Below are 13503 nucleotides of genomic sequence, written 5' to 3' on the forward strand. Positions count from 1 at the left end.
GCCACCGACAGCCCCAGCGCCTTTGCCAATGGCGAGGCTGTCCCGGGCGTGTCGCGCGGTGGCACCTCGCTGTCCGTGACGGACGGAAACGGCGCGGCCGGCACGAGCAATTTCTTCGTCACCAATTCGGTGACGAACAACTTCATCACCACCAACACGACCACACTGCCGTCCGTGACGGAAAACCGCGACGCGAGCCCGGCACGCTGAGGCTAGGAGCCTTCGCGCCTTGGCCGCACATGAGCGGACGATGCGGCCGGCCGCGATGTGGGCTTTCGATCCTGGAAGGTTGAATGGCTGATGGGCGGCAATCAAACCACCCATCGGCGGGTATGATGGCGGCCGGAGCGGTGCCTCTTCGCAGTCCCGCCGAATAGAAACGCCCACTTCGTAGAACGAGCCCCCTTCGGATTTGAGCGATCATCAATGGATCGTTCAAATCCTCCATATTTTAAACTCTATCGCATGTGCGAATGCGCCCAAAACGGCTAGGGTCGATCTGGCCGCTTCGAACAGGATTGCCACGTGCTGCATTTTCCCGAGCCCCGCGCCGTCGATTCTCGCGTTCCCGAAGCGGGGGAGCCCCATCAGGCCAACGGGTTGATCGATTTCGAGCGTATTCTGGCGATCGCCCGTCGCCAGTACCGGTTGGTTCTGGCGGGCGCGCTGGGCGGCCTCGTTCTGGGGATGCTCTATGTCCTGACGGCGGTTCCCGTTTACACCGCCTCGGCCGACATCTTCATCGACAAGGGCGCGCCCCAGGTCATGAGCGAATACAGCGAGCCGACCGCCTTGTTGCAGGACGAGGTGCAGATGCTGAGCCAGGTGGAGGTGCTCAAGTCCACCAATCTGGCCGAAGCCGTCGCGCGTCGTCTCAAGCTCGATCAGAACGAGGCCTTCATGAGTGCCTCACCGTCCCTGGTGGGGCGCTTGGTGGGCGGCGTGAAGAGCCTCATAGCCTTCGTCCCCAGCCTGTTCTGGTCGCCCGAGATCGACGACACGAACGAGACCGATCGCATCGCGGCCGCCGCCGCCATTCTGGCGCGCAACGTCGCGGTGGAGCGCGTCGGGCGCACCTATGTGCTCAGCATTTCCTATAAGGCCGGCACGCCGGTTCTGGCCCAGCAGATCGCGCAGGGCTATGCCGAAGCCTATCTGGACGACCAGCTGGAGGCCAAGTACGACGCCACCAAGCGCGCCGGAAGCTGGCTGCAGGACCGCATCGCCGAGTTGCAGAAACAATCGTTCGACGCCGATCTCGCCGTCGAGAAGTTCCGCACCGAGAACAACCTGATCGCCACCAACGGCCAGCTCGTCAGCGAGCAGCAGTTGACGGGCGTCAGCGCCCAGCTCGTCACGGCCAAGGCCGAGACGGCGCAGGCCAAGGCGCGCTACGATCAGATCCGGCAGCTGATCGACAGCGGTCGGACCGACGCCGTGGTGAACGACGCGCTGGTCAGTTCCACGATCAACAATCTGCGCGAGCAATATCTCTCCGCCTCGCGGCGCGAAGCCGAAATCTCGGCCAAGCTCGGCTCCACCCATATTCAAGCCGTGCGCCTGCGCGACCAGATGGCCGAATACGAACGGCTGATCTTCGCCGAGCTCGGCCGCATCGCCGACAGCTACCAGAACGCCTACAAGGTGGCGCTCAGCCGCGAGCAGTCGCTGGAAGCCAATCTCACGCAGTCGCTGGCGGTCAGCGCCGACGCCAACACCACGCAGGTTCGCCTGCGCGAGCTGGAGCGGCAGGCCGAGGCCTTCAAGACGCTCTACGAGAGCTTCCTGAAGCGCTATCAGGAAACCATCCAGCAGCAATCCTTCCCGGTGACGCAGGCGCGCATCATCACGCGCGCCGAAGCGCCCACCGCCCCCAGCGCGCCCAAGAAGCCGCTGATGCTCGCCCTCTTCATGATGCTGGGTGTCGGCGTCGGGGCCGGCGCGGGTGCCTGGCGCGAGTTCCGCGACCGCTTCTTCCGCGTGGCCGACCAGATCGGGCGCGAAACCGGGCTCGAGTTCCTGGGCTATCTCCCGCTCGTGCGGCCGGGCGAAGGCGACGTCGGCAAGGCGACGGCCGCCGCGCCGCTCATGGCGGGCACCGGCCTTTGGGCGCCCGGCACCATCGCCGCCTATGGGCGCGACCATCCGATGTCCTCGTTCGCCGAAACGCTGCGCAACACGCGCATCGCGGCCGATGTCAGCCTCGCCAATGAGACCACCAAGGTGATCGGCGTGGTCTCCTGCCTGCCCTCCGAGGGCAAGTCGACCACGGCCTCCAACCTCGCCATGCTGCTCAGCACGCCCGAGCGGCGCACGCTCTTGATCGACGCGGACCTGCGCAATCCCGGCCTGACGCGCAGCCTCGCCGTGCGCCCGCAAACCGGGCTGATCGAGGCCCTTCTGGATGGAAATGGCGATGCCAAGCCGCACCTCCTGTGGGACGCTTCGGGTCAACTCGCGGTGCTGCCGGCCGTGATGCGCCAACGCGTGTCGCATTCGAGCGAGTTGCTCAGCTCGGCCAGCATGGGCGCGCTGATGAACGCCGTGCGCCCGCACTTCCACTATGTGCTGGTGGATCTGCCCCCGCTCGGCGCCATCGTGGACGCCAAGGCCTTCGCGCACCGGGTCGATGCCTTTGTCTTCGTGGTGGAATGGGGCCGCACGGCGCGCCATGTCGTGCGCAGCATCCTGCGCGACAATCCGAGCGTGCGCGCCAAGTGCCTCGGCATCATCCTCACCAAGTCCGATTCGTCCAAGATGAAGCTCTATCGCGCCTACGGATCGTCGGAATTCTACGCCTCGCGCTACGAAGCCTATTATCAGAACTGAGCGCCTCACGATGCGCCGCGCGACGCCCCGCCCCGCAGCCGCGCGGCCCCGCCGCCGCATCAGCCTTCCCGCGCTGGCTCTGGGAGCCCTCGCGGCGGGGCTTTCGCTAGCGTTCCTGCGCGCCGAGATCGCCGCTTTGCCGCTGACGCGCACGGCCGAGGCGCTGGAAGTGGCCAAGGCCCTGCCCCGGATCGCGCCTGCCTCGCGCGCCATGCTGGAGGCGGCCGGGACGGCCGGGCCGGATTGCGCCACGCGCCCGCTTCGGGCGCGGCTGAGCGCCGCGCTGTTTCTTCTGGATCGCGACGTCGCGGATGAAACGCCGCTGGCCGAGCGGCTCAATCGTTTCGCGGCGGCGCAAGGCGCGGCCACCGCCCTCCTGCGCTGCGCTCCGCTGGACGGAGGCGTCTGGGCGCGACTTGCCGCGCTCGACCGCCTCGCCGCCTTCGAACCCACACGCTACGGCGCGATGATGGCCCTCTCCGCCCGCCAGTCGCCCTTCGAGGGCGCGGCCATGGCGGTGCGCTGGGTGTCGCTGTCGCAGACCCTCGACCTGCCGGCCCGGCTGGGCGAGCCCGCGCTGCGGATCGACCTCTGCCGGTTTCTGGCCGGGAGCGCGCCCGATGACGCGCTGACGCTTCTGGCGGCGCTGGATCGGCCGCAGACGCGAGGGGCACTTCAGGACGTGTTGCGCGCCGTGCCGCAGGATCGGCGCGACGCCTGGATCAACCGGAATGGCAGGAAGCCGACCGCCGCGCCCGAGCGCCCGGCCGCGCTCGCCGAGCTTCTCCAAGCCGCCGACGCCGCGCCGCCGCGTCCGGTCGAGGATTGCGGCTTCACCGAGCGCCATGAGCTGACACCACCGCCGCTGCGGCCGGTGCGCTTTCTTCAGGCGTCCGCCCAGGCTCCATCCTGATCGACGGGCCGGGGGCGCTGGGGCGCTGCCCTGCGACGGCGCAGGCCGATGGTCGCGACCGCGCCCAGAAAGACGGCAGTATAGATCGCCATTCCCGGAATCTGCGGTGAGAAATCCACCAGCCCGTGGCAGGCCAGCAGAATCACGACGCCGAGCCCGGCGATCGGCACATGGCGGCGGCGGATGCGATTGTGAGCCCCCACGCGAATCAGGACCAGAAGCGAGCCCACCAGCGCGATCACGAAGAGCGCGAAGGGCAGGCCGAGTTCCACCAGCCCTTGCAGATACGCATTGTGGGCGCGCGAGACCGACATGGACAGCGCGCCGCAATCAGGCTCGCGAAACAGCGGAAACACGCTGTCGAACGTGCCGAGGCCCCAGCCGAGCCAAGGCTGCGCGCGCAAAGCGGCCCAAGCGGAGCGATAGAAACACAGGCGGCCCTCGTCCACGCCCTCCTGCATCAGGCGCGCGCTGGCCAACCCGCCGAACAGAAGAACGACGAAGCCAACACTGAGAAGCCCCGCCACGACGGCGGCGATCCGAAGCCAGACGGTGCGGCGGCCCATGCCTGCCCCTCGGCCTCGCCAAAGACGCCCCGCCGCATCCTGCATCAGAAGCGGCAGCACCACGCCATAGGCCGCCCCGGTTGCCACCAGCGCGCCGCGAGACTTGGTAAGGAACAGCGCCAGAAGACAGAGCGCCAGAAGCGCGGCGGGCAGAAGCTGCGCCGAGGAAAGCCCCGTATCGTCCTCACGCAAGAGAAGCGCGACCCGGCGCGGCCGGTCGATCCCCTTCACCACGTCCAGAAGCCAGACCAGAGCGGCGAAGCTTGCGACGCCCAAAAGCGCACCGGCCACGTTCCGGTTGACCCAGAAGCCGGTGAGACTGTCGATGTAATAGGCTTTTTCGAACAGAAACAGGCTGCCCGGCAGGAGCGTCACCTGCACGAGGCCGAACAGCGCGAAAGCACCGCCGAGCAGCGCGAGGCATCGGATCAAGGCCGTGGCCGAGCGATCTTCGTCGAAAAAGGCGAGCGTGCCGGCAAAGGCCAGAAACGGCGCGATCACGGCGGGCAGCGCCTGAAGCGTGTCGAAGGGGGCGACGGAGATCGCGCCGGGCAAGGGTCCGAGCAGCGCGGCAGCCTCCTCCCATGCGGGGTTGGCGAGCGGATGATGGCCAAGCCGCAGCGCCTGCGCGAGCGCCAGAAGCGCCAACGCGCCGGCCAGCCCCATCGCCGTGTCGAACCAGCGGGCGACGCGCCGGTCGGCCGGGCGGCGGAAGGCGGCGGCGATCCCGATCAGGCCGAAGCCGAGAGCGGTCAGAAGCGCGGGGATCGGCGGCGTCGCCGCCTTCCAGACGAAGGCGAAGACCAGCACGCCCATCAGCGCGAGACGGGCGGCGACAACCGGGCGGCTCCCCTGCCCCAGCGCGCCGATCACCAATGGCTCCGGTCGGCAGACAGGGCCCGCCGGGCGGGCTGGAAACCGGAAACGAAACCTCCGGGCGGAGCATGATCGAGAGATTTTCGTTCGCAGGCTGGGAGCGAAGCGCAGTCGATGCCGGCGGCAACGGCTGACATGGACCAAAATCCATGCGGACGGGCGAGAGAAGTGGCTCGCCCTCGGGAGCCGGACAAGAACCGCCGAGCCGAGCCGACGCGCTTTCGAAACAGGCACTTGAAGGCAGGAGGGATCATGTGTCGCGTCCTTCGTCGAGGATCGCGCCCCAAATTCGTCGCACGCTCCCCCGCTCTTGCCTATAACACCCTCGAACGGAGGGAACAGGCCTTTGGCGAGCGGCATGAAACAGGGAATGACGGGTTGGATCGAAAAGGCGCTGGGCCCCTTGTCCGGCGTGCGCGGCAAGCCCTCGCGGCTGGCTCCGAACGAAGCCCCCTTTCCCCGCCTGACACTTCCGGGCGAGCCGACGCTGATCTACGCGATCGGCGACGTGCATGGCTGCATCGACCATCTGCGCCTTCTGGAACAGCGCATCGTCGCGGACGGTCGCCTGACGCCCGGCCTCAAGCTGATCGTGATGCTGGGCGATTATGTGGACCGGGGTCCGAACAGCGCGGGCGTGCTGGATCACCTGATCGCGCCCGCGCCCGACGGCTTCCGGCGGCTGTGCCTGCGCGGCAATCACGACGACATGCTTCTGCGCCTCGTGGAAGGTACGGTCGATCCCGAATGGTGGCTGGAATTCGGCGGCGCGGAAACGCTGTTTTCCTACGGCTACGACCTCCAGCATCTGGCGGGCGACCGGCGCCGGGCGGTGTCGGACATCATCCGCCGCTTCGCGCGCGAGATGCCGCCCACGCATCTGGCTTTCCTGAAGCGCTTGCCGGCCGCGCTGACCACGCCGCGCTACTTCTTCTGCCATGCCGGCGTGCGCCCCGGCGTCTCGCTGGAGGAGCAGAGCGACGAGGATCTTCTCTGGGTGCGCGCGCCCTTTCTGGAGCACAAGGGAGCGCCCTTCGAGCGCACCATCATCCACGGGCACACGCCGAGCAAGAAGCCCTTCGTCTCGCGCTATCGCATCGGCCTCGACACCAATGCCTGCCGGGGCGGCAAACTCAGCGTGGCGCGCATCGCGGCCGACGGGGTGAGGATTCTGTCGGTCTAGAAATCGGCCCGTTGCATGGATTGCGCGACACCGCAGCCGCGCAGCCGCTTCCAAATTGCCGGCCGACCGTCCATTCCTATAAAGTATGAAGCACTTGGTTTGGGGGCGTCGAAGCCTTATACGGCATGTGTTTCACCGCTTCAAAGGCGACGACACGGCCATGCAGACCTGCTTCAGCGCCCTCGATCGACATTCGGTTCGCCATGCTTGATCAGATCGCGCGGCGCGCAGGCGCTTCGCAGGCGCAGGTGAACGCTCGTCCGAGCTACCGCGCCGACATCGACGGACTGCGCGCGATCGCGGTTCTGGCCGTCGTCTTCTTCCATCTCGGCCTTCTGCCCGGCGGCTTCGTCGGGGTCGACATTTTCTTCGTCATCTCCGGTTTTCTGATCTCGCGCATCATCTTCTCGGAAGTGGACGCGGGCACGTTCTCGATCGCGCGCTTCTACGAGCGGCGCATCCGGCGCATCGTTCCCGCGCTCACAGTGGTGATGCTGGCCACAGTGATCGGCTTCGCCTTCGTGCTGACGCCGGTGGATTACAAGTCGCTGGGCCAGAGCATGGCCGCGACCGTGGCCTTCCTCTCCAACATCTACTTCCTCACCAAGACCGGCTATTTCGACCCATCCAGCGAACTCGCGCCTCTTCTGCACACATGGTCGCTGGCGGTGGAAGAGCAGTATTATCTCCTGTTTCCGCTGGTCGCGATGGCGATCGGGCGCGCCGGGACCTCGCGCCGCCGCGCGGTCGTGCTGATCGGCTTCGTCCTGTCCCTGGCGCTGTCGATCTGGCTGGTGCGGGTCGATGCGACGCTCGCCTTCTACCTGCCCTTCACGCGCTTCTGGGAAATCCTGGCGGGGGCCTTGGTGGCGCTGGCCCCGCACGCACCGCCTTCGCGCGCGCGCGCCGAAGCGTCGAGCCTTCTCGGTCTTGCTCTGCTGGCAGGTTCGCTCGCCCTGTATCACGAGGGGATGCTGTTTCCCGGCGAAAGCGCCTTGCCGCCGGTGATCGGCGCGGCCCTGATCCTCTATGGCGGACGGGGCGAGCGCCATCGGGTCAGCGCCCTTCTGTCGCTCCGCCCGCTGGTCTTCGTCGGGCTCATCTCCTATTCGCTCTATCTCTGGCACTGGCCGATCATCGTCGCGCTGCGATATGCCCTGATGCGCGAGCCGGAGGGCATCGAGACAGGTTTGGCGCTCGTCGCCATGTTCGCCTGCGCAGTTCTCTCCTGGCGCTTCGTGGAACGGCCCTTCCGCCATGAGCGGCCCGAAACGCGCGGGCGTCTGTTTCTCGGCACGGCGGCGCTCGGCGCGCTGGTGGTTCTGTTCGCGGGCCTCGGGCAGGTCACGGCGGGCTTTCCCGGACGCTTGCCGGAACGCGCCCGCGCCGATGCCGCCGCCGCGCTCGACACCAATCCGCGCCGCGCCGCATGCGACCGCCTCGCGCCCGAGCGCCTTCGGGCCGGCGAGGCCTGCGTGATCGGCGATCCCCATGCTGCCGAGGCGGACTTCCTCTTCATGGGCGACAGTTTCGCCGACGCCAGCCTGCCCGGCATGAGCGAAGCGGCGCGCCGGATGGGGCGCAAGGGCTATGCGCTGGTTCATAGCGGCTGCTTCGCGCTGGCCGGTGTCGATCAGCCGGACCCGGACTGCCGTGCTTTCGTGGACGCGGCGCTGGCTTTTGCCAAGCGCCATCCCGAGTTGAAACAAGCGGTCCTCACCGCCCGCTGGACCAGCGCGCTCCTCGGCAATCGTTTCGGCCAGAGCAAGGGCGAAAACTGGCTCATCACGGACGATGCCTCGCCGGCGCCGAGCCTTGCGGAAAACCGCGCGGTGTTCCGGCGCGGCCTCGCCCGCCTGATGGACGGGTTGGCGCCGATGCAGGTGAGTCTCGTCGCCTTCATTCCCGAGCAGCGATACGATGTGCCCCGCGCCCTGATGCTGCATGATCTCTACGGCCATCCCGCGCAGGCCAGCCTGCCGCTGGCCCTGCACGAAGCCCGCCAGGCCCCGCTGCGCGCGGCCTTCGCCGATCTGGCGCGCACGCAGTCCTTTCAGCTTGTGGATGTCGGCGCGAGCCTGTGCTCGGTGGCGGAAGGCTGCCCGATGCAGCGCGAGGGCGTGGTGCTCTATGCCGACGACAACCATCTCAGCCGAAGCGGCGCGCTGGCGCTATCGGATGTGCTGGCGCGGGCGCTGCAGCCCGGCGGCTGAGCACGGCCGAGCCGGGCGGCACAACAACGCCCAGCTAACAGAACTGTCTTTGTTGCATCATCTCATGATTCACCATTCGCCGATCACAAAGCTGCGACAGATCGTGCGAAAGCGGTCTTCATTAAAATCATAAAGACCAACCTCTACAGGAGTTAGGAACTCGCCGCGTAGCATCCTGATAAATCAAGGGGATGCATCATGGCGCTTCAGGACTTCTTCGGAAATCCCGTCAAGCTCAGCGGCGGATACGTTAAGACGGCCAATGGCTACAACAGCTCCAAGCTGATCAATGGAGTTGCGACGGGAACGGCCGAGAACGACGCCTTCTCGGTCGGCATGGGTCGTTATACGCTGATCGGCGGAGACGGCGACGACCGATACTATCAGGTCGATCAAAGAACCAAGATCGTGGAAACCGCGACGGGCGGCATCGACACGGTCAACCTCGTCGGCAGCTATGTCATGGCCGATCATGTCGAGAACGCCGTGGTCGGCTATGCCGACGGCGTGTTCGGCAACGCGCTCGCCAACTATATCGTCGGCAATGCCCGCTTCCAGATCATCAATGGCGGCATGGGCAACGACGTCCTGACGGGCGGCGGCGGCGGCGACATTTTCGATTTCAGCGCCAAGTCGGGCTACGATGTCATCACCGACTTCCATCCCGGCGGCACGTCCGGCCCTTCGATCATCCCGGACACGATCCGGCTGAGCGGCTACGACTTCAAGTCCTTCGCGCAGGTGAAGGCGGCGATGACCCAGGTCGGGTCGGACGTGATCCTGAAACTGACCGAGACGGACGCGGTCAAGATCCTGAACACGCAGGTGAAGGATTTCACCGCCGACAACTTCCACCTCAAGCTCGACACCTCGCAGTTCAAGCAGACCTTCAACGACGACTTCAACTCGCTGAATCTTTGGAACGGCAAGGACAGTGGCACCTGGCGCACCGACTATGGCTGGGGCGGTGATCGAAACGCCGTGATGGCGCGCACGCTGCCGGGCAATGGCGAGAAGCAGCTCTATGTCGACACCGCGATGCTCGATAAGAATGGGCAGGCCGTCACCACCAACCCGTTCAGCGTCAAGGACGGCATTCTCAGCATCCATGCCGACAAGACGCCCGATGCGCAGCTCGGCGCGCTCTACGGCTATCAGTATACGTCGGGCCTTCTGACGACGCGCAACAGCTTCACCCAGACCTACGGCTATTTCGAAGCGCGCATGGAAGTGCCCGCCGGCCAAGGCGTCTGGCCCGCCTTCTGGCTCTACACGACCGGCAAGAACGGCTCTGAGCTGGACGTGATGGAAAGCCATGGCACCGACGCCTGGGGAGCCACCACGCACGATTATTCCACCGGCAAGGACGTGCCGCTGTCGAGCACGATCTTCACGCCCGACCTCACCGCCGGCTTTCACACCTATGGCGTGATGTGGACGGCCTCCACCGTCACCTGGTATCTCGACGGCGCGGCGGTGAAGTCCATCGCGACCCCGGCCGACATGCACGGCCCCATGTACATGCTGGTGAATCTCGCGATCGACAAGACGGCCGATCTCTCGACCTTCAAGGCGGCGGACCTGAAGGTGGATTATATCAGGGCCTACAGTCTCGACGGGAGCCCCCTCGCCCACGCCGCCGCCGAGCAGGCCGCCATCGTCAAGGAGCCGGTCGCTCAGGCCTTCGTGGGCACGCAGGGCGACGACACCTATACGATCACCAGTTCGAAGGACACGATCGTCGAGCAGGCCAATGGCGGCAGGGACATGGTGCGCGCCAGCGTCGATTACGTGCTGCCCGACCATGTCGAGAACATCACGCTTCTGGCGGGCGCGCTGAAGGCCACGGGCAACGATCTCGCCAACCAGATGTTCGGCAATGCGGAGGCCAACACGCTGATCGGCGGCGGCGGCAACGACACGATCATCGGCGGGGCGGGCGCCGACACGATGATCGGGGGCACCGGCAACGACTTCTATTCCGTGGACAATGTGGGCGATGTCGTCATCGAGAAGGCCGGCGAGGGGCGCGACGGCATCGGCTCCTCGGTCGACTACACCCTGCCCGACAATGTCGAGTACCTGACGCTGGAAGGCAAGGCGATCCGGGGCACCGGCAACGAGCTGGACAATGCGCTGACGGGCAACGCCATGGACAATATCCTGTCGGGCGGCGCGGGCAACGATACGATCGACGGCAAGGCAGGTGCCGACACGATGATCGGCGGCACGGGCAACGACACCTATTGGGTCGACAATCCCGGAGACAGGGTCGTGGAAGCACCGAACGAAGGCTATGACACCGTTCGCGCCTCGATCGACTACACGCTATCAGACAATGTCGAGATGCTGGTTCTGGAAGGCAATGCCATCCGGGGCACCGGCAACGCCCTGAACAACACGCTTCTCGGCAATGGGCTCGACAACATCCTGTCGGGCGGGGCGGGCAACGACGTTCTCGACGGCAAGGCCGGGGCCGACACGATGATCGGCGGCACGGGCGACGACACCTATTATGTCGACAATCCCGGCGACCGCGTGATCGAAAATGCCGGCGAAGGCCGCGACACGATCTATGCCTCGATCGACTACACGCTGCCCGCCAACGTGGAACAGCTCGTCCTCACCGGCTCGGCCATTCGCGCCACGGCCGGCTCCACAGCGGCGACGCTGATCGGCAACGGGCTCGGCAATGTGCTGACCGGGGGCGCGGGCAACGACGTGATCGACGGCAAGGCCGGCGACGACACGATCCGGGGCGGCGGCGGCAACGACTGGCTGACCGGCGGCGAAGGGCGCGATCTCTTCGTCTTCGCCCCCGGCGGCGGTCAGGACACGATCAGCGACTTCAACGCCGCCGAAGACCGGATCGACTGGTCCGCCTACGGGCACGGGGCGCAGTTGCCAAGCATGATCCAGTCCGGCAGCTCGGTCGTGCTGCTCTTCGACGGCGGCGACAAGGTGACGATCCTGAACGAGACGATCAAGGACCTGACGGATCACCACGTGTTCGCCTGAGACGGGTCTAGGGACCGGGGACAGAACACTTCGGGTCGGCCGAGTGTTCTGTTTCCGGTTCTGAGTCCCGGCGCTCGTTTCTCGCAGTGTCCCGGCGCGAAAACCGACCCGGCTTTCGCGGGAAATGCTCCGGCTTTCTTGGGCCAGAAAGCCCGCTTGGCGTGAAAGGCCGATATCGATCAGGGGCTGGCCCGGCAGTGCTGCGGCACGATCGGCCTTGACGACCCGCCGGGCCCACTGGGATCAGGCCAGTTGCAGGAACAGGGCGTAGAGGCCCGCCGACAGCAGCATCGAGATCGGCAGAGTCAGGAGCCAGGCCGCGCCGAGATTGCGCACCGTGCTCATCTGCAGGCCGGTGCCGTTGGCGACCATCGTGCCTGCGACGCCCGACGACAGCACATGCGTCGTTGAAACCGGCAGGCCGAACCGGTCCGCCAGCCCGATCGTCGCCATGGCGACCAGCTCGGCGGATGCGCCCTGTCCATAGGTGAGGTGCTGCTTGCCGATCTTCTCGCCCACCGTCACGACGATGCGCTTCCAGCCAACCATCGTGCCGAGGCCGAGCGCAAAGGCCACGGCGACCTTGACCCAGGTCGGGATGAAGCGCGTGCCGGCATCCAGCGAGGCCTTGAAGGCCGACAGGGCCGAGGTCTCGTCGGGTGTCAGGGAAACCGTCTCGTCCGCCTTAAGACGCTTGATCGCTTCCGACGCGAGATACATGGCGTTGCGCACGTTCTTCGTGACGGCCGCCGGCACGGCCTGAAGCGAGCCGTAGCGCGAAACCTCCTTGTCGATGTCGGTGGCGAGCGAGGCAAGCGCCGGCAGCGTGTCGGGCTGAAGGGTCTTCTGCGAGATATAGCGCTGCAAGGTCGCCTCGGCCGTCACCGCGGCGTCGACGCGGTAGGGGCCGCGCGGGGCCAGCGCGGAGACGACGGCCTCGGCGCGCTGGTGGAACTCAGGCATGTAGCTTTCGGGCACGGCCCGGTTCAGGGCATAGGCGGTCGGCACCGTTCCGATGAGGATGAGCATAATGAGGCCCATGCCCTTCTGCCCGTCGTTGGAGCCGTGCAGGAAGCTCACGCCCGTGCAGGTGAAGATCAGAAGTCCGCGAATCCAGGCCGGAGGCGGCGTGTTCGCGCTCGGCTCGCGATAGAGCGCCTCGTTGCGCACGAGGACGCGCATGACCTTGAACAGGATGGCGGCCAGGGCAAAACCAAGAATCGGCGAAAGAAGCAGGGAATAGCCGACCTTGGCCGCCTCGCCCCACTCGACCCCGGCGGTGCCGCCGTGACCGCTCAAGACCGCGTTGGCGACGCCGACGCCGATGATCGAGCCCACCAAAGTGTGGGACGAGGACGAGGGCAGGCCGAAATACCAGGTGGCGAGGTTCCAGACGATGGCGGCGATCAGGAGCGCGAAGACCATCGCGAACCCGGCCTGCGACCCGACGCGCAGGATCAGTTCGACCGGCAGAAGCGAGATGATCGAATAGGCCACCGCACCGCTCGACACGAGCACGCCCAGGAAGTTGAAGACGCCGGACCAGACGACCGCGACATGGGCGGGCAGCGAATGGGTGTAGATCACGGTTGCGACCGCGTTGGCCGTGTCGTGGAAGCCGTTCACGAACTCGAAGCCCAATGCGATCAGCAGCGAGACGAACAGGAGAATGAAGGGCAGATATGTGGTCGGCTGGACTCCGGCGGCGCTGGCGTCGGCGTAGATGCTATAGGCGACATAGGCGATGGCGGCCCCTGTCGCGACCACGAAGCCCCATCGTCCGGCGGCTCCCAGACCACGATCGAGATCAGGGCGTCTTACTGCGACGTCTGCGGCGGTCCGTTCAGCGGTGATCGTCATGATCCCTCTCGAAGTTGTGAACGAGAGATCGTAGCGCGCCCATAT

At 66.3% G+C, this 13503-nt stretch carries 8 protein-coding genes; 6 read left to right on the plus strand and 2 right to left on the minus strand.

Annotated elements, in window-relative coordinates; translation table 11 throughout:
* The 3 genes from AUL36_RS24275 to AUL36_RS17565 form a co-directional block, all read left to right on the plus strand.
* Positions 1–210, plus strand: a 210-nt coding sequence (locus tag AUL36_RS24275; RefSeq protein WP_192843855.1) for a hypothetical protein, incomplete at its 5' end; no start/stop codon positions are given.
* 315 nt (positions 211–525) lie between these two features.
* Complete coding sequence (locus AUL36_RS17560; protein WP_082655909.1) at positions 526–2829, plus strand: polysaccharide biosynthesis tyrosine autokinase; 2304 nt, start codon at positions 526–528, stop codon at positions 2827–2829.
* Positions 2830–2839: 10 nt separating this feature from the next.
* Entirely contained in the window at positions 2840–3742 is a 903-nt protein-coding gene (locus tag AUL36_RS17565; protein ID WP_062222792.1) for a hypothetical protein, read from the plus strand.
* Here AUL36_RS17565 and AUL36_RS17570 read toward each other — a convergent pair.
* On the minus strand, positions 3715–5181 hold the full coding sequence (locus AUL36_RS17570) for an O-antigen ligase family protein (protein ID WP_062222794.1): 1467 nt from the start codon (positions 5179–5181) through the stop codon (positions 3715–3717). The genes AUL36_RS17565 and AUL36_RS17570 overlap by 28 nt on opposite strands.
* A 373-nt stretch (positions 5182–5554) precedes the next feature.
* Here AUL36_RS17570 and AUL36_RS17575 point away from each other — a divergent pair, with 373 nt between their 5' ends.
* From AUL36_RS17575 to AUL36_RS17585, 3 genes are all read left to right on the plus strand, one after another.
* Positions 5555–6367, plus strand: a complete 813-nt coding sequence (locus AUL36_RS17575) for a metallophosphoesterase family protein (RefSeq protein WP_062222796.1) — start codon at positions 5555–5557, stop codon at positions 6365–6367.
* Positions 6368–6570: 203 nt separating this feature from the next.
* Positions 6571–8580 (plus strand): acyltransferase family protein, encoded by a 2010-nt coding sequence (locus AUL36_RS17580; RefSeq protein ID WP_062222798.1) that lies wholly within the window; start codon positions 6571–6573, stop codon positions 8578–8580.
* A gap of 198 nt (positions 8581–8778) precedes the next feature.
* Positions 8779–11598, plus strand: a complete 2820-nt coding sequence (locus AUL36_RS17585; RefSeq protein WP_062222800.1) for a family 16 glycosylhydrolase — start codon at positions 8779–8781, stop codon at positions 11596–11598.
* Positions 11599–11841: 243 nt separating this feature from the next.
* On the opposite strand, the gene AUL36_RS17590 is transcribed toward AUL36_RS17585, so the two are convergent.
* A complete protein-coding gene (locus AUL36_RS17590) occupies positions 11842–13458 on the minus strand; it encodes an inorganic phosphate transporter (RefSeq protein ID WP_062222802.1) in 1617 nt (538 codons plus the stop codon).
* Positions 13459–13503: the final 45 nt, after the last annotated feature.

The sequence above is a fragment of the Aureimonas sp. D3 genome, from assembly GCF_001463805.1.
Classification (GTDB): Bacteria; Pseudomonadota; Alphaproteobacteria; order Rhizobiales; family Rhizobiaceae; genus Aureimonas; species Aureimonas ureilytica_A.

Excerpts from the sequence above, each read along its gene's own strand:
- AUL36_RS17585 (WP_062222800.1), top strand. The coding sequence starts at position 8,779 with ATGGCGCTTCAGGACTTCTTCGGAAATCCCGTCAAGCTCAGCGGCGGA.
- AUL36_RS17580 (WP_062222798.1), top strand. The coding sequence starts at position 6,571 with ATGCTTGATCAGATCGCGCGGCGCGCAGGCGCTTCGCAGGCGCAGGTG.
- AUL36_RS17575 (WP_062222796.1), top strand. The coding sequence starts at position 5,555 with ATGACGGGTTGGATCGAAAAGGCGCTGGGCCCCTTGTCCGGCGTGCGC.
- AUL36_RS17565 (WP_062222792.1), top strand. The coding sequence starts at position 2,840 with ATGCGCCGCGCGACGCCCCGCCCCGCAGCCGCGCGGCCCCGCCGCCGC.
- AUL36_RS17590 (WP_062222802.1), bottom strand. The coding sequence starts at position 13,458 with ATGACGATCACCGCTGAACGGACCGCCGCAGACGTCGCAGTAAGACGC.